Genomic DNA, 16,529 nt, shown 5'->3' on the forward strand with positions numbered 1-16,529 from the left:
ATTAGCCGGAAAGCTGGCGCGGGGCCAGATTAACCGCGTTCCAGCAGGCAGGCATCGCCGTAGGAGTAGAACCGGTAGCCATTCGCGATGGCGTGGGCGTAGGCCGTCTTGATTCGCTCCAGCCCGGCGAAGGCGCTGACCAGCATCAGCAGGGTGGAATGCGGCAGGTGGAAATTGGTGAATAGCGCATCAGCGATTTTGAAGCGGTAGCCGGGATAGATGAAGATATCCGTCTCGGAATCGAAGGGCTTCAGCACGCCCTCTGCGGTGGCGGCGGATTCCAGCAGGCGCAGGGCGGTGGTGCCGATGGGGATGATGCGCCGGCCTTCGGCTTTGGCCGCGTTGATGCGCGCGGCGGTGGCCTGCGTGATGAAGCCACGCTCGGCGTGCATTTTATGCTCTTCGATCACCTCGACGCGCACCGGCAGGAAGGTGCCCGCACCCACATGCAGCGTCACCTGCGCCAGCTCGACGCCGCGCGCCTGGAGTGAAGCCAGCAGCTCCGGGGTGAAATGCAGTCCCGCTGTGGGCGCGGCGACGGCGCCTTCATGGGCGGCGAACAGGGTCTGGTAATCCGCCTTGTCCTGCTCGGTGATGCCGTCCGGCCTTGCAATGTAAGGCGGGAGCGCCAGAGCGCCGGAGCGCGCCAGGGCGGCGTAGAAATCATCCGCGGTGAAGCGCAGCAGGGCGGCGCCGCCCTCCAGCATCGCTTCCACCCGGGCGGAGAAATCCGGGTCGATCTCCAGCAGGTCGCCCTGCTTTACCCGTTTGGCGTTGCGCAGCAGCACCCGCCAGGCGCCGTCATCCAGCCGCCGGTCCAGCGTGATGCCGATTTTGGCCTCGCCGCGCCTGGCGGAGAGCTGGGCGGGGATGACCTTGGTGTCGTTCACTACCAGCAGATCATCCGGGCGTAGCAGGCTGGGCAGGTCGCGCACGATATGGTCGTGCAGCGCGCCCTGCGTCACATGCAGCAGCCGGGCGGAATCACGGGGGCGGGCCGGGGCGGTGGCGATCCGCGCCTCCGGCAGATCATAGCCGAAATCGGAAAGCTGCATCAGGCGCCGAGATAGGAGGCGAGCTCGATGAGATTGCCGTCCGGATCGCGGCAATAGACGGACATGATATCCCCCAACGCGCCGATGCGCGTCACCGGGCCGCGTTCGATCTCCACACCGCAGGCCTTCAGATGCGTCATCACATCCTCCGGCCCGACCGCGACGACCAGGCAGAGATCCAGGGTGCCGGGCTGGGCGGTGAGGGCGTGCGGAACGACTTCATGCCCGACCTCGTGGAGATTGATTTTTTGGCCGCCAAAGCGCAGAGCCGTGCGGTTCTTGCCGCCATATTCCTCGCGCTCCATGCCGAGCACGCGCTGATACCAGCCCGCCGTGACCTGCAGGTCCCGGCAGACCATGACGATGTGATCGACCCGGTCGACGGTGAATTTCATGGCCGTTACGCGAGGTCCGCGAAGAAATCATTGCCCTTGTCGTCGACCACGATGAAGGCCGGGAAGTCCTTCACCTCGATCTTCCATACCGCTTCCATGCCAAGCTCTGGATATTCCAGCACCTCGACCTTGGTGATGTTGTTCTGCGCCAGCACCGCGGCCGGGCCGCCGATGGAGCCCAGATAGAAGCCGCCATGCTTGTGGCAGGCCTCGGTGACGGCTTTCGAGCGGTTGCCCTTGGCGAGCATCACCATGGAGCCGCCGGCCGCCTGGAAGGCGTTGACATAGCTGTCCATGCGCCCCGCCGTGGTGGGGCCGAAGCTGCCGGTGGGCATGCCATCCGGGGTTTTCGCCGGGCCGGCATAATAGACCGGGTGGTTTTTTATATAGTCCGGCATGCCCTCGCCACGGTCCAGCCGCTCCTGCAGCTTGGCATGGGCGATGTCGCGCGCCACCACGATGGTGCCGGTGAGCGCCACGCGGGTTTTCACCGGATGCTTGGACAGCTCGGCCAGGATTTCGCGCATCGGGCGGTTCAGATCGATGGCGACGACCTCGCCGCCGAGATGCTCGCCCTCGATCTCGGGCAGATATTTCGCCGGGTTGGTCTCCAGCTGTTCGAGGAACACGCCTTCCTTGGTGATCTTGGCCTTGATCTGCCGATCCGCCGAGCAGGAGACGCCGATGCCGATGGGCAGGGAGGCGCCGTGGCGGGGCAGGCGGATGACGCGGACATCGTGGCAGAAATATTTGCCGCCGAACTGCGCGCCGATGCCGATCTTGCGGCTGATCTCCAGCACCTTCTGCTCCATTTCCAGGTCGCGGAAGGCATGGCCGGTGGCATCGCCTTCGGTGGGCAGATGGTCGTAATATTTGGTGGAGGCGAGCTTCACCGTCTTCAGGCACAATTCCGCCGAGGTGCCGCCAATGACGATGGCCAGATGGTAAGGCGGGCAGGCGGAGGTGCCCAGCGTTTTGATCTTGGCTTCGATGAAGGCGTAGATCTTCTCAGGGGTGAGGACCGCGCGGGTCTCCTGGTACAGATAGGTCTTGTTGGCCGATCCGCCGCCCTTGGCGATGAATTGCAGGCTGAATTCGTCATCGTGATAGCCGCCGGGGGAGGCCATCAGATCGAACTGCACCGGCAGATTGGTGCCGGTGTTCTTTTCCTCGAACATCGAGAGCGGGGCCATCTGCGAATAGCGCAGATTGGTCTCGGTATAGGTGCGCGCCACACCCCAGGAGAGCGCCTCCTCCTCATTGCCCTCGACCCAGACGCGCTGGCCCTTCTTGCCGAAGATCAAAGCCGTGCCGGTATCCTGGCACATCGGCAGCACGCCCTTGGCGGCGATGGCGGCGTTTTTCAGGAACTCCATGGCCACGTAGCGGTCATTCTCGCTGGCCTCGGGGTCTTTCAGGATGTTGGCGAGCTGCGCCAGATGCGCCGGGCGCAGCAGGTGCGAGACATCATGATAGGCCTGGAAGGCCAGTTCGGAGAGCGCCCCCTCGCTGATTTTCAGCACCGTCTTGCCCTCGACCTCGATGGTCGAGACGCCCTCGATATCGAGCTTGCGATAGGGGGTGTCGTCATGCCCGAGCGGGAACATGGGCGAAAAGGCGAAACCAGGGCTGCGTTTCAGGGGTGCGTTCATGGTCTTTAGTCTTTCTGACGGCGGCGGAAGGCGTCCAGGCTCACCACATCGGCGGGCTGGTCGTTGGGCGGGGCCGGTGTGTCCTCGCTCTGGACAGCGGGGCGTGCGGCGATCTCGGCCGGCTCGGGCAGCTCGACCTCGAATTGCAGGCCAAAGCGCACTTCCGGATCGGCGAAGCTGGTGATGGCGGCGATGGGGATGACCAAAGTGGTGGGAATGCCGGAGAAGCTCAAGCCCACGGAGACGGCGCTGCCATCCGGCTCCACGGACAGGCCGTGAAACTGGTGCTGCAGCACGATGGTCATTTCATCCGGGTATTGCGCCTTCAGCCGGTCCGGCACCATCGCCCCGGGATAGCCGGTTTTGAAGGTGATGTAGAAATGATGCTCGCCCGGCAGCCCTTGCGCGGCGGCATGGCGCAGCGCGCTGACCACGACATGGCGCAGCGCATCCTGCGTCCATTCATCATAGGGCAGCAGGGATTCGGGTGTGTTCAGATCGTCTTCAGCCATAGGTCAATCCCTTCGCGCGCGGTTCGCGGCCGGGGCCGGATCAGCGCGTATCCCGCTCATAATGGCGGTAATATTTCTCAGTCACCAGATCGGTCTGCACGATGATGGCGATGTCGGTGGTGTTGAACTGGCTGTCGATCACCGCGCCATCGCCGACAAAGCCGCCGAGCCTGAGATAGCCTTTAATCAGCGGCGGCAGGCGCATCAATGCCCCTTTCGGGTCGATCGCCTCGGGTGGCAGCCTTGCCATCTCGACATAGAGTTCCGGCAGGGCGCGCGGGCGGATCGCCTCCGGGGCGCGATGGTGCAGGCTGAGATAGGTCAGCTCGGCGGCCAAGGCATCCGGGTCGGTGCCGGAGAGCGAGGCGCAGCCGAACATCAGCTCGATGCCATAGTGGAAGACATAGGCGGCGATGCCGCGCCAGAGCAGCTGCATGACCATGCGGCTGCGATAGGCCTCGGCGGTGCAGCTGCGGCCCAGCTCCAGCTTGCGGCCAGGGAAGGCGCGCAGGGCAGAAATGTCGTATTCGCTTTCCGAGTAATAGCGCCCGAAAGCCTCCGCCGCCTCCTGGCGGATCAGCCGGTAGGTGCCGACCACGCTCTCGGCCCCCTCGCCGAGATCGTGATCGACCACCAGCAGATGATCGGCAATGGCGTCGAACTCGTCCTGGTCGAGCTGGCTGGCCAGGGTGGCGGCATCCGCCTTGGCGCCCATCTGCTCGTAAAAAATCTTGTAACGCAGCGATTGCGCGGCCCTCAGCTCGGCCTCGGTGGTGGCCAGGCGCACGCCGAGATTGCCGGCGCGCAGCTCCGCGAAGCCGGGGGCGGCGTTGCCGATGGTAAAGCGCGGCAGATGCGGCAGGCTGGTCTCGTTCATGGCGCGACCGGATTGCCGAACAGCTCGATTTTGATCAAATCCACCTCCAGCCCATGTTTCAGGGCGATCTCGCGCAGCGCCTCTTCGACCGCCGGGGCCTCGAACTCGATGACATTGCCGCTGAGCTTGTCGACCATATGGAAATGGTTGCCATCGCCGCTGGCCTCGTAACGCGCGCGGCGGCTGCCCAGATCGCGGCGGGAGAGAATGCCCTTGGCCTCCAGCAGCCGCACCGTGCGGTAGACCGTGGCCAGGGAAATATGGTTATCGATACGATTCGCCCGCCGATGCAGCTCTTCCACATCCGGGTGGTCGGTCGCCTCCGACAACACCCGCGCAATCACCCTGCGCGGACCTGTCATCTTCAGCCCGTTCTCTATGCACAGGCGCTCGATGCTTATATTCATCGGTAAGCCTTGTGGCCCAACTTTGTCATCCGGTCCAGCCTTAAGGGAGACCGCCATGCTGATTGCCGACCTGCCGAAACACGACAAAGCCATCGATATCACCGCCGAAACCTGCCCGATGACCTTCGTGCGGACCAGGCTGGCGCTGGACGCCATGGAGAGCGGGCAGATATTGCTGGTGAAGCTGAAAGGCGAGAACCCGCTGCGCAACGTGCCGCGCGCCGCCGCCGACCAGGGGCATGAGCCGCTGGATCTGCTCGAACAGGCGGATGGCAGCCATGTGCTGGTGATCCAGAAGGGCTGAGAGGCTACTCCAAAAGCCACTCTGGCGGCCGGCAAGCGGCGATTTGCTGCGCTTCAAACATCAAAAAAGCCGCGACGCGGAACCCGCGTGCGGCTGATCTGACGATGAATGCGACCCGCCCGAAGGCGGGAGGGGCTTTAGAAGCCCTCGCGCTCGATCCGCTTGCGCTCCATCTTGCGGGCGCGGCGAACGGCCTCGGCGGCTTCGCGGGCGCGGCGCTCGGAGGGCTTCTCGTAATGACGGCGGAGCTTCATCTCGCGGAACACGCCTTCACGCTGCAGCTTCTTCTTGAGCGCTTTCAGCGCTTGGTCGACATTGTTGTCACGAACGAGAACTTGCACTGGGCTGTGTGCTCCAAACAAAAAATTTTAAACGGACAAACGCGGCGCGCGACCAATTGGGGCCACGGGCCGAGAACTGCTGGGCGGCCCTATAGCACAAAACATCCGCTCGCCAAACCATTTCTGCTGGGGCAATCATGCAAATATGTCGATTCTGAAGATTGCCCGCATGGGGCACCCGGTTCTGCTCGCCAAGGCGGGCTTGGTTGAGGATGTTTCGGCGCCGGAAATCCAGGCGCTGATCGCCGCCATGGCGGAGACGATGTTCGATGCCGGCGGAGTCGGGCTGGCGGCGCCGCAGGTGCATGTGGGGTTGCGGCTGTTCGTGTTCCGGGTGCCGGCGAGCCGGGGGGACGGGGTGGAGATCCCGCTGCGGGCGGTGGTGAACCCGATGATCGTCCCCCATGAGGCGGCGGGGCGGGAGTTGGGCTGGGAGGGCTGCCTGTCCATTCCCGGCCTGCGGGCGGCGGTGCCGCGCTGGCGGGAGATCCGCCTGAGCGGGCTGGATGAGGATGGCAAAGCCTTTGATGAGGTGCTGGCTGGTTTTGCCGCGCGGGTGGTGCAGCATGAGGCGGACCATCTGGATGGGGTGCTTTACCCGATGCGGATGGAGGATTTCAGCCGGTTCGGCTATAATGAGGAGCTGGATCGATATCCTCAGGAGCTGTTGTGATGCAGATCGATGAACAGAAGGCCGCGCTGATCGACGCGCTGGCGCAGAATGCCGGGTTTGACGGCTGGACCGGCAAATCCTTGCGGATGGCGCTGAGCGGACTGGGGCGGGATGCGGCGGAGGCGGATCTGGCCTTTCCCGGCGGACGCGCGGAGATGATCGCGGCCTATTTCGAGCTGGGCGATGAGCGGATGATCCGCGCCCGGCTGGGGCAGGGGGCGGAGAGTGGCACGACAGCGCGGGTGCGCGCGGCGGTAGCGGCCAGGCTGGAGCTGATGGCGGGCGAGAAAGAGGCGGTGCGGCGGGCCATGGCCTGGCTGGTGCTGCCGATGAATGCGCCGCGCCTGGCGAAGATTATCGCCCGGATGGCGGATGCGGTCTGGTTCGCGGCCGGGGATAAGAGCGCTGACATGTCCTGGTACAGCAAGCGGGCCATTCTGGGGGCGGTGCTCTCGGCGACGCTGCTCTACTGGCTCAGCGACAGCTCGATGGACTCGGAAAACACGCTGGCGTTCCTGGATCGCCGCCTGGCAGGGGTGGGGCGCTTTGGCAAGCTGAAAGCCCGCCTGCCGCGTTTGCCCTTCCCGCAGCACGCTTAAACGGAGACGCCGCGCCTCCTACGAGGACGCGGCGTTTGCCCAAAGTTGCAAAAGTTTTTGGGGGTGTGGGGTGTTTTTTCAAAAACACCCCACGTTCTTTCTCAATGCCCTGCGGAGGGCGCATCAAAATCCGGCGTCAGCCCCGACGCCGAGAGCTGCACCGCCAGCGCGGATTTCAGCCGCACCAGCCCGGCTTCGGAGCTGGCTTCCGCGCGGGCGACCAGCACCGCCTGGGTGTTGGAGGCGCGCAGCAGCCACCAGCCATCCTCGGTGTTCACGCGCACGCCGTCCGTGTCCGACACTTTGGCGCCGTTTTCCTTCAGCCGGGCGGCGACTTCCGTCACCACCTGGAATTTGCGGTCTTCCGGGCAATCGAAGCGCAGCTCGGGGGTGTTGAGCACCTGCGGCAGCGAGGCGCGGAAGGCGCCCAGCGTCTCTTCCATGCGGGCGATGACGCCCAGCACGCGCACGCCGGCATAGAGCGCGTCGTCAAACCCGTACCATTTATCGTTATAGAAGATGTGGCCGGACATTTCGCCGGCCAGCGGCGCCTTGGTCTCGGCCATTTTGGACTTGATCAGCGAGTGGCCGGTCTTCCACATCAGCGGGGTGCCGCCGGCTTTGGCCACTTCGTCGAACAGTACCTGGCTCGCCTTCACGTCGGCGATGATGGTGCCGCCGGGGTGCTGCTTGAGCACGTCGCGGGCCATCAGGATCAGGAACTGGTCGCCGAACAGGATATGGCCTTCATTATCGACCAGGCCGATGCGGTCCGCATCGCCGTCGAAGGCGACGCCGACATCAGCACCTTCCTTTTTCACCGCGGCGATCAGCTGTTCCAGGTTCTTCGGCACGGTCGGGTCCGGGTGATGGGCGGGGAAGTTGCCGTCCACCTTGCCGTTGAGCACGATATGCTTGCCGGGAAGTTTTTCGACCAGCCTGGTCAGCACGTCGCCAGCGGCGCCATTGCCGTTATCCCAGACGATCTTGAGGGTCTTCTTGCCGTCCCAGTCCTGCAGCAGGCGGGCGATATAGGCTTCGGAGACGTCTTTTTCGACGACGCTGCCCTTGGCTTGCGCGACGACCTTGCCCTCAGCGGCGCGGGCGCCGAGATCCTGGATCTGCGCGCCGAAGAACGGCTTGTTCTTCAACATCATCTTGAAGCCGTTATAGTTTGGCGGGTTGTGGCTGCCGGTCACCATCACCGCGCCGTCGGCCGGCTGGGTGAAGGAGGCGAAATACAGCATCGGGGTCGGGCCCTGGCCGATATCGATCACCTCCATGCCGGACGCGACCAGCCCTTCGATGAGGGCGGCGGCAAGCTTCGGCGAGGAGAGGCGGCCATCGCGCCCGACCGCGACTTTTTTGCCGCCAGCCTCGGCGACGATGGAGCCGAAAACGCGGCCGATGGCGAAGGCATCCGCCTCGCCGAGTGTTTCGCCGACAATGCCGCGAATATCATACTCGCGCAGGCTGCTGGCGGGGAATTTATGGGAAAAGCTCATCGCTTCCTCTTGTCTCAGGCGTTGACGTAGTTTTTCAGGAATTCGCGCACGGCGGGCCCGAGGTCCGGCCGGGCGAGGGAGAAGGCGATCTGGGCTTCCAGGAAGCCGACCTTGTCGCCGCAATCGAAGCGCTTGCCTTCGAATTTCAACCCGTGGAAGGGCTTCTCGCCGATCATCTTGGCCATCGCGTCGGTCAGCTGCACCTCGTTGCCGGCCCCGGCCTCCATGCGGGAGAGATAGCCGATCACCTCCGGCAGCAGCACATAGCGGCCGATGATGGAGAGGTTGGAGGGGGCGTTCTCGGGCTTGGGCTTCTCGACCAGGCCGGTGACCTCGACGCGGTCGCCCTCGATGGCGCCGGTTTTCAGGATGCCGTAGCGGGCGGTGTGCTCGCGCGGGACTTCGGAAATGGCGACGACATTGCCGCCGGTCTCGTTATAGACCTTTGCGAGCTGGCCGATGCAGGGGGTCTGGCTCAGCACCAGATCGTCTGGCAGCAGGATGGCGAACGGGTCGTCGCCGATGAAGGTGCGCGCGCACCAGATCGCATGGCCGAGGCCCAGCGGCACTTGCTGGCGCACGGTGGTGATGGCGCCGGGCGGCATCGCCTCCTCGCGCAGCAGCGCCAGCGCCTCGCGCTTGGCGCGTTCGGCCAGGGTGGCTTCCAGCTCGAAGGCGATGTCGAAATGGTCGATCAAAGCGGTTTTGCCGCGGCCGGTGACCATGCAGAACTGGTCGATGCCGGCGGCGCGGGCCTCGTCCACCGCATATTGAATCAGCGGTTTGTCGACGACGGGGAGCATCTCCTTCGGCATCGCCTTGGTGGCCGGCAAAAAGCGCGTACCGAGGCCAGCAACGGGGAGCACGGCCTTGCGCAACGGTTTAACCAAAGGAAGTTCCTCCTGAGAAGCGATCTTGAGTGAGACCCGAAACCCCGGACGGGGCGGCGGGTGAGCGTTTGCGCCTTAAATGCGACAGAAATCTGGACAAGGTAACAGACGTATCGTGACAAAATAGCCACAAATGCGGCGTCTGGCGGGTTGGCCTGAGACGAGGAAGCAATGAAACGCCTATCTGTGATTGTCGCGCGAGGCACGGCACCGATGAGGCACCGCGATCATCCGATATTGCGAAGTAACGAATTTGCCAAGAGGGGGCGGCGCTTATCCGCGCGGGGCGGCGGCGCGGGCGAGGCGGTCATTGATCGCGAGTCCCAGCCCGGTATCCGGAATGGGGGCGACGGCGATGCCGGCGGCACCCTTGGCATGGGCGTCCAGCCAATGCAGCCCCTCGAACAGATTGGCGGCGGCCTCGGTGAGGTCGCGCCTGGCGGAGAGCTGGAAGCAGAGCCGGTCAGCGGGAGCGGGGCCGAAGGCGAGATAGGCTTCCTCTGCCAGCGGCGCGGTAACGTTGAGGCGCACGGGCAAAGCGGGGGCGTAATGGGAGGCGAGCATGCCGGGCGACGCCATGGCGGCACCCGGGGTTGGCGCCGCGCCGAGCGGGCCGGCCAGGGCTTCCAGTGCCTCGCGGGTGACGCCGCCGGGGCGCAACAGCACCGGGCGATCGCCGGAGAGATCGATGACGGTGGATTCCACCCCGACCGGGCACGGACCGGTATCCAGAATGCCGGCGATCCGTCCCCCCAGATCCGCCAGCACATGCGCGGCACTGGTGGGGGAGATGCGGCCGGAGCGGTTGGCGGACGGGCCGGCGATGGGCAGGCCGGCTTGTTTCAACATCTCGCGGGCCAGGGGCTGGGCGGGGATGCGTACGGCCAGGGTGGGTAGCCCGGCGCCGGCCAGCAGCGAGACCGGGCAATCGGCCCGGCGTTGCAGCACCATGGTCAGCGGGCCGGGCCAGCAGGCGGCGGCGATTTTTTCCGCGAGCCGGGTGGGCTGGACATGCGCGAAGGCGGCGTCGGCATCCGGGTAATGGCAGATCAGCGGGTTGAAGCTGGGGCGGCCCTTGGCGCTGTAGATACCAGCGACGGCCTGGGCGTTGGTGGCATCCGCGCCGAGGCCGTAGACGGTCTCGGTGCCGAAGGCGACGAGCTTGCCGGCCCGCAGCAGCTTCGCCGCGCAGGCGGGGCTGCGCAGGATTTTGGTCGGCTTGTCGTCTGTCTGAGGCGTTGGTTCCAAGGCTCTGCCGGAAAATTATCAAAAGTTTTTGGGGGTGTGGGGGCTTTTTTCAAAAAGCCCCCATGAATGTTTGGGGCGTTGCACCGTCGTCGTCACCGCCCCGAAGGTTTTTGCCGCTTTTTTGAAAAAAAGCGGCACCAAAAAACTTTCGTCAGTCTTTTTTGTCGGGCCCGAGATCGCGAGTCACTTCCGGGCTGTGCAGGAGCTTGTTGATCCGCGTCGCCTCGTCCAGCGCCTCGTCGGCGACGAATTTCAGCTCCGGGGCCACGCGCAGGCCCAGACGCGGCGCCATCTGCGCGCGCAGATACGGGGCGACGCGCTTCAGCGCCGGCAGCAGCGGGCGGATATCCTTCTGGCCGAGCACGGTGGCGAAGACCAGCGCGTGTTTGAGATCCGGCGACATCCGCACTTCCGAGACGGTGAGATGCTCACGCGCCAGGATCGGGTCGTGGAATTCCGTGCGCATGAGGATGTCGGAGAGGACATGCCGGATCTCCTCCCCCACGCGCAGCTGACGCTGGCTTGGGCCAGCGGCAGCTTTAGAGTCGTTGCGATGCTTCATGAAACCGCTCCGGGACGATCAGGGCGCCACGATTTCGGTTTCATAGCACTCCACCACGTCGCCTTCACGCAGATCCTGGTAGCCAGCGAAGGAGAGGCCGCACTCATAGCCGCGCGCCACTTCCTTGACGTCGTCCTTGAAGCGCTTGAGCTGCGAGAGCTCGCCCTGATGGATGACCACGTTGTCGCGCAGCAGGCGCACGCCGCAGCCGCGCTTGACCACGCCCTCGGTGATATAACAACCCGCGACCTTGCCGGTCTTGGTGATGTTGAACACCTGGCGGATTTCCGCGTAGCCCAGGAACTTCTCGCGATGCACCGGGGAGAGCTTGCCCTTGACCAGCTTCTCGATGTCGTCCGACACCTCGTAGATGATTGAGTAGTAGCGGATATCCACGGCTTCGCGCTGCGAGAGCTCGCGGGCCTGGACGTTGGCGCGGACATTGAAGGCGATGATCAGGCCGTCAGAGGCCTTAGCCAGCTGCACATCGCTCTCGGTGATCTGGCCGACACCCGAATAGATCACGCGCACGCGGACCTCCTCGTTGCCGAGCTTGCCCAGCACCACGCCGATGGCTTCCGCCGAACCCTGCACATCCGCCTTGACGACGACCGCGACTTCCTTCTGCGCGCCGGCCTGAATGCGGGCGAGCATCTCCTCCATCGTGCCGCGCAATGCGGTCTGGGCGGCCACCTGGCGCTCGCGCAGCTTGGCGGCGCGATACTCGGTGATCTCGCGGGCGCGCTGCTCATTCTCGACGACCACGAACGGCTCGCCCGCGGTGGGCGCGCCGGAGAGGCCGAGGATTTCGACCGGCAGGGAGGGCAGAGCCTCCTTCAACTGGGCGCCCTTGTCGTTGATCATCGCGCGGATGCGGCCCCACTGGGCGCCGGCCACGACGATCTCGCCCTGGCGCAGCGTGCCCTTCTGGACCAGCACGGTGGCCACCGGGCCACGGCCCTTGTCCAGGCGGGATTCGATGACAGCACCTTCGGCGGACCGTTCCGGGTTGGCACGCAGCTCCAGCACCTCGGCCTGTAGGAGGATGGCTTCCTCCAGCTTGTCCAGGTTGGTCTTCTTCAGCGCCGAAACCTCGACATCGATGGTCTCGCCGCCCATGCTCTCGGTGACGATCTCGTATTGCAGCAGCTCGTTGCGCACGCGGTTGGCGTCCGCGCCCGGGCGGTCGATCTTGTTGATCGCCACGATGATGGGCACGTTCGCCGCCTTGGCGTGTTTGATCGCCTCGATGGTCTGCGGCATCACGCCGTCATCGGCGGCCACAACCAGTACGACGATGTCGGTGGAAGCGGCACCACGGGCGCGCATGGCGGTGAAGGCTTCATGGCCCGGCGTATCGAGGAAGGTGATCGCCTGACCGGAGGGCAGGGTCACCTGATAGGCGCCGATATGCTGGGTGATGCCACCAGCCTCGCGGGCCGCGACATCGGTATGGCGCAGCGCGTCCAAGAGGCTGGTCTTGCCGTGATCGACATGGCCCATGATGGTGACGACCGGCGGGCGGGCCTGCAGCTCGTCATCGCTGTCGGCTTCGCCGGCCAAGCCGAGCTCGACATCGGAGTCAGAGACGCGGCGGACCTTGTGGCCGAATTCCTGCACCACCAGCTCGGCGGTATCGGCGTCGATCACCTGCGTGATGGTGACCATCACGCCCATCTTCATCAAGGCGCGGACCACGTCGCGGCCGGGAGCGGCCATACGGTTGGCCAGCTCCTGCACGGTGATGGTCTCGGGCAGCACGACCTCGCGCACCACTTTCACGCCATCGGAGCGCAGCTTCTCCAGCTCCGCCTGGCGGCGCTCACGCTCGCGCTGGCGACGCACCGAGGCGAGCGAACGGGTCTTCTCGTCCTCGCCCGCGATTGCGGCCTGCACATCGATACGGCCGGCGCGGCGGTTGCCGTCGCCGATTTTCTTCGCCGGGGCGACCGGGGTGCCGCGCTTGGGCGCGGTGACGATCGGGCGGCGTGGGCCGCGCGGGGCGTCCTCTTCCTCGTCGCGGCCGCCGGGCTTGAGCTGCAGCGTGGTGCGCGGCGCGGCCGGGGTGCCGGGACGCGCCGGCGCCGGCGCGCCGGCGCGGGCTGGGGTGGCGGCGGGCTGGCGCGCGGCCGGCTGGGCCGGGGCCGGGGCGGGGGCCGTGGCCGGCGTTGCCGGGGCAGCCTTGGCGGCCTCAGCCTCTTCCTTGGCGCGGATCGCGGCCTCGGCGGCTTCCTTCTCGCGGGCGGCGGCTTCCTCGGCCTCGCGCTTCGCGTCTTCCTCGGCCTTGCGGCGGGCTTCCTCGGCGGCGGAGAGGATGGAGATCTTCTCCTGCTCGCGCCGCTCGGCCTCGGCCTTGGCGGCGGCGGCCAGAACGCGCTGGCGGTTGGCAAGCTCGGCCGCGGTCAGCGCGCGCTGGCCAGACGTGCCGCCACCACCACCCTGACGGGGGCGCGAGGGCGCGTTGCCGGACGGGGCCGGGCGGTCATTATTCTGCGGGCGCAGCGAAAGCGGCGCGGCCGGTGCCGTGCTGGCGGGCGCCGCACCGGCGGGCGCCGGGGCGCCGCCGCGCTTCTTGCGAACTTCTACCTGCACAACCTTTGTGCGGCCATGGGAAAAGCTCTGCCGCACCGATCCGGCATCGACCGTATGCCCGGCATCCGCGCGCGCGGCGGGGCGCAGCGAGAGCCTGCCCTTGGTTTCATTCTGGTCGTTGCCGTCACTCATGCCTAATCCGGTCCAATCTTCACATCGCGGCCGGATTTGACCCCGGCCTTGTTGGTTGGGCTCTACTGCCCGCTTACGCTTTCCTTCGCAACACCTTGCAGGCGCTGCGCCTCGATTTCGATCATGTGGGCGAGGCGCCCCGGTGCCACCACAACGTGCACCGTATGCTCCCGGCCAAAGATCCGGCCCAGCGCGGCGGCGGAAAGAACCGCCAGCTGGGGAATGGGCCGTCCGCCCGCGAAACGGGCGCGCTCCTCGGCGCTGCCATCGGCGGCCTGGACGATGATCCCGGCCCGGCCTGTCTGCAGCCATTCCCGGGCCTTCTCAAAGCCGGAGATCGCGGCACCGCTGCGCCGGGCCAGGCCCAGCAGATCGGTGATGCGCCGGGTCAGCGCGGCTTCCACCTGGGCGCGCAAATCCGGCGGGGCTTTCACCGCGCAGCGTGCGGCGCGTGAGAATACACCACGCCGGACCGCTAAATCTAGCACATCCGCGTCCGCGCTCAACCAGAGTCCGCGTCCGGGCAGGGTTGCGCCGGGGTCGAACACCAGGGTTGCGTCAGGCGCCGCCACGAAACGCAGCAGCGCCTCACGCGGCCCCTGGGTGCGGGTGACCAGACAACGCCGGAGCGGCCCGCGCTCCGGCTCATCGGCCAAGATCTCTTCCGGCGCGGTTTGGGGGTCAGGCTGCGTCGCCATCCTCCCCTTCGAACCAATGGGCGCGGGCGGCCATGATGATCTCATTGGCCTGCTCTTCGCTCATGACATCCTCGCCGAGGATCTCCACCAGCTCGTCGCCGGCGAGATCGGCCAGATCATCCAGCGTCTTCACGCCTTTCTCGCCCAGCGCGATCAAATCCTTGGCGGAGAAGATCTCGATGGCGGCGACATCGTCGGTCACGCCCAGCTCGACGCGCTTTTCCTCCAGCTCGGCGGCCTGGCGCTCGAGATGGGTGGTGGCGCGGCGCACCAGCTCGCCGGCGACGTTTTCATCGAAGCCCTCGATGGTGGCGACCTCTTCCAGCGGGGTGGTGACCAGATCCTCGATCGTCTCGAAACCTTCCTGCACCAGCAGGCCGGCGATCATGTCATCCACATCCAGCCCGGCCACGAACAGGCCGGTCTTGCGGCGGAACTCTTCCTGGCGGCGCTCGGATTCCTCGGCTTCCGTGAGGATGTCGATATCCCAGCGGGTGAGCTGCGAGGCCAGGCGCACATTCTGGCCGCGGCGGCCGATGGCCAGCGAGAGCTGGCTGTCCGGCACCACCACTTCAACGCGGCCGGCTTCCTCATCCATCACCACCTTGGAGACCTCGGCCGGGGCCAGCGCGTTCACCACGAAGGTGGCGACGTTGGGCGACCAGGGAATGATGTCGATCTTCTCGCCCTGCAGCTCGGCCACCACCGCCTGCACGCGCGAACCGCGCATACCCACACAGGCGCCGACCGGGTCGATCGAGGCGTCGCGGGAGATCACGGCCATCTTGGCGCGCGAGCCCGGATCGCGGGAGACCGCCTTGATCTCGATGATGCCGTCATAGATTTCCGGCACTTCCTGCGCGAACAGCTTCGCCAGGAAGCCGGGATGGGTGCGCGAGAGGAAGATCTGCGGGCCGCGCGGCTCCTCGCGCACATCATAGATATAAGCGCGCACGCGGTCGCCATTCTTCAGGTTCTCGCGCGGGATGCACTCATCGCGGCGCAGCAGCGCCTCGGCGCGGCCGAGATCGACCATCAGATTGCCGTACTCGGTGCGCTTGACGACACCGTTGATGATCTCGCCGACACGGTCCTTGAATTCGTTGAACTGCTTGGAGCGCTCATATTCGCGCACGCGCTGCACGATCACCTGCTTGGCGGTCTGCGCGGCGATGCGGCCGAAATCGATCGGCGGCAGCGGGTCGATCAGGAAGTCGCCGATCTCTTTCTCGGGGGCGAATTTCTTGGCGATGGCGACGGGGATCTGGGTTTCCTCGTTTTCCACCGTCTCGACGATCTCGGTCCAGCGGGAGAGGCGGACATCGCCGGTCTTGCGGTCGATGACGGCGCGGATATCCTTCTCATGCCCGTATTTGGCGCGGCCGGCCTTCTGGATGGCCTGCTCCATCGCTTCCAGAACGTCCTCGCGTTCGATCTGCTTTTCCCGGGCCACGGCGTCCGCGACGAGCAGCAATTCCGGGCGGTTGACGGAGGTGTCCATGCGATCCTCTAGTTTGTCACTTTGGGGTGGGTGGTGAAGGCGATCAGCGCGTCGGTGAGGACGAGCTTGGCCTTGCGGATATTATCACGGGCGATCTCGACGGTCTCGCCATTTTCCAGGGTGAGTTTCGCGGTGGTGGCATCGGCGCCGACCAGCTTGCCGGTATAGCGCTTGCGGTTCGCCGCATCCGGGAAATTCAGCTCGATGCGTGCATCGAACCCGGCATAGGCGTTGAAATCCTTGGCGCGGGTCAGCGGGCGGTCGATGCCGGCGGAGGAGACCTCCAGCGTCCAGGCGCTATCGATCGGGTCTTCCACGTCCAGCACGGCGGAGAGCAGACGGGAGATTTTCTCGCAATCCTCCACCGTGAAGCCGGTGCCATCGGCGCGGTCGGCCATGATCTGCACGGTGGGAGTCTCGGTGCCCATCACCTGCACGCGCACCAGCTCATAGCCCTGGGCTTCCAGCGGCTCGACGATCATGTCGGCAATGCGGCCTTCCAGGCCGGTATGGGTCGGGCGGTTATCTGACACGTAAAATCCAATAAAAAAGGCGGCCGGTTAGGGCCACCCTGTGAAACAGCGGG

General features: G+C 65.6%; 18 protein-coding genes. 3 read left to right on the plus strand and 15 right to left on the minus strand.

What is annotated here, in order from left to right:
* Nucleotides 1-29: 29 nt before the first annotated feature.
* The 6 genes from queA to T331_RS0104475 are packed head-to-tail and all read right to left on the minus strand — an operon-like array spanning nt 30 to nt 4,898.
* A complete protein-coding gene (gene queA, locus T331_RS0104450; RefSeq protein ID WP_026439172.1) occupies nt 30-1,055 on the minus strand; it encodes a tRNA preQ1(34) S-adenosylmethionine ribosyltransferase-isomerase QueA in 1,026 nt (341 codons plus the stop codon).
* Nucleotides 1,055-1,450: a VOC family protein gene (locus tag T331_RS0104455; RefSeq protein WP_008495158.1), complete on the minus strand. Its 396-nt coding sequence runs from the start codon at nt 1,448-1,450 to the stop codon at nt 1,055-1,057. The genes queA and T331_RS0104455 overlap by 1 nt, the downstream gene beginning before the upstream one ends.
* 5 nt (nt 1,451-1,455) lie before the next feature.
* Entirely contained in the window at nt 1,456-3,102 is a 1,647-nt protein-coding gene (locus T331_RS0104460) for a fumarate hydratase (RefSeq protein WP_026439173.1), read from the minus strand.
* Between the two features lie 5 nt (nt 3,103-3,107).
* Entirely contained in the window at nt 3,108-3,614 is a 507-nt protein-coding gene (locus tag T331_RS0104465) for an SspB family protein (RefSeq protein ID WP_008495161.1), read from the minus strand.
* Between the two features lie 40 nt (nt 3,615-3,654).
* Nucleotides 3,655-4,491, minus strand: coding sequence for a GNAT family N-acetyltransferase (locus T331_RS0104470; protein WP_051622116.1), 837 nt, complete (start codon nt 4,489-4,491; stop codon nt 3,655-3,657).
* Nucleotides 4,488-4,898 carry a Fur family transcriptional regulator gene (locus T331_RS0104475; RefSeq protein WP_026439175.1) on the minus strand — a complete coding sequence of 137 codons (411 nt, stop codon included), beginning with the start codon at nt 4,896-4,898 and terminating at the stop codon, nt 4,488-4,490. The genes T331_RS0104470 and T331_RS0104475 overlap by 4 nt, the downstream gene beginning before the upstream one ends.
* Before the next feature lie 55 nt (nt 4,899-4,953).
* Here T331_RS0104475 and T331_RS0104480 point away from each other — a divergent pair, with 55 nt between their 5' ends.
* Nucleotides 4,954-5,202, plus strand: coding sequence for a sulfurtransferase TusA family protein (locus tag T331_RS0104480; RefSeq protein WP_051622117.1), 249 nt, complete (start codon nt 4,954-4,956; stop codon nt 5,200-5,202).
* 137 nt (nt 5,203-5,339) lie between these two features.
* Here T331_RS0104480 and rpsU read toward each other — a convergent pair whose 3' ends face one another.
* Complete coding sequence (rpsU, locus tag T331_RS0104485; protein WP_007421557.1) at nt 5,340-5,543, minus strand: 30S ribosomal protein S21; 204 nt, start codon at nt 5,541-5,543, stop codon at nt 5,340-5,342.
* A 145-nt stretch (nt 5,544-5,688) separates the two neighbouring features.
* Here rpsU and def point away from each other — a divergent pair, with 145 nt between their 5' ends.
* Both def and T331_RS0104495 read left to right on the plus strand, forming a co-directional pair.
* Nucleotides 5,689-6,216, plus strand: a complete 528-nt coding sequence (gene def / locus T331_RS0104490; protein WP_026439177.1) for a peptide deformylase — start codon at nt 5,689-5,691, stop codon at nt 6,214-6,216.
* A complete protein-coding gene (locus tag T331_RS0104495) occupies nt 6,216-6,815 on the plus strand; it encodes a COQ9 family protein (RefSeq protein WP_026439178.1) in 600 nt (199 codons plus the stop codon). Before def ends, T331_RS0104495 begins: the two co-directional genes overlap by 1 nt.
* 101 nt (nt 6,816-6,916) lie before the next feature.
* Here the strand turns inward: T331_RS0104495 and pgmG are convergent, their stop codons facing one another.
* The 8 genes from pgmG to rimP all read right to left on the minus strand — a co-directional run bounded on the left by pgmG (nt 6,917) and on the right by rimP (nt 16,476).
* Nucleotides 6,917-8,320 (minus strand): phosphoglucomutase/phosphomannomutase PgmG, encoded by a 1,404-nt coding sequence (pgmG, locus tag T331_RS0104500; RefSeq protein WP_026439179.1) that lies wholly within the window; start codon nt 8,318-8,320, stop codon nt 6,917-6,919.
* A gap of 14 nt (nt 8,321-8,334) precedes the next feature.
* On the minus strand, nt 8,335-9,210 hold the full coding sequence (gene galU, locus T331_RS0104505; protein WP_026439180.1) for a UTP--glucose-1-phosphate uridylyltransferase GalU: 876 nt from the start codon (nt 9,208-9,210) through the stop codon (nt 8,335-8,337).
* A 273-nt stretch (nt 9,211-9,483) separates the two neighbouring features.
* A complete protein-coding gene (locus T331_RS0104510; RefSeq protein ID WP_035179076.1) occupies nt 9,484-10,458 on the minus strand; it encodes an L-threonylcarbamoyladenylate synthase in 975 nt (324 codons plus the stop codon).
* 151 nt (nt 10,459-10,609) lie between these two features.
* Nucleotides 10,610-11,020: a 30S ribosome-binding factor RbfA gene (gene rbfA / locus T331_RS0104515; protein WP_026439182.1), complete on the minus strand. Its 411-nt coding sequence runs from the start codon at nt 11,018-11,020 to the stop codon at nt 10,610-10,612.
* 18 nt (nt 11,021-11,038) lie between these two features.
* Entirely contained in the window at nt 11,039-13,744 is a 2,706-nt protein-coding gene (gene infB, locus T331_RS0104520; RefSeq protein ID WP_026439183.1) for a translation initiation factor IF-2, read from the minus strand.
* Between the two features lie 62 nt (nt 13,745-13,806).
* A complete protein-coding gene (locus tag T331_RS0104525) occupies nt 13,807-14,442 on the minus strand; it encodes an RNA-binding protein (RefSeq protein WP_026439184.1) in 636 nt (211 codons plus the stop codon).
* Nucleotides 14,426-15,943: a transcription termination factor NusA gene (gene nusA / locus T331_RS0104530; RefSeq protein ID WP_008495175.1), complete on the minus strand. Its 1,518-nt coding sequence runs from the start codon at nt 15,941-15,943 to the stop codon at nt 14,426-14,428. Before nusA ends, T331_RS0104525 begins: the two co-directional genes overlap by 17 nt.
* An 8-nt stretch (nt 15,944-15,951) precedes the next feature.
* Nucleotides 15,952-16,476 (minus strand): ribosome maturation factor RimP, encoded by a 525-nt coding sequence (rimP, locus tag T331_RS0104535; protein WP_026439185.1) that lies wholly within the window; start codon nt 16,474-16,476, stop codon nt 15,952-15,954.
* Nucleotides 16,477-16,529: the final 53 nt, after the last annotated feature.

Origin of the sequence: Acidocella facilis ATCC 35904, from assembly GCF_000687875.1 — a bacterium.
Lineage (GTDB): Bacteria > Pseudomonadota > Alphaproteobacteria > Acetobacterales > Acetobacteraceae > Acidocella > Acidocella facilis.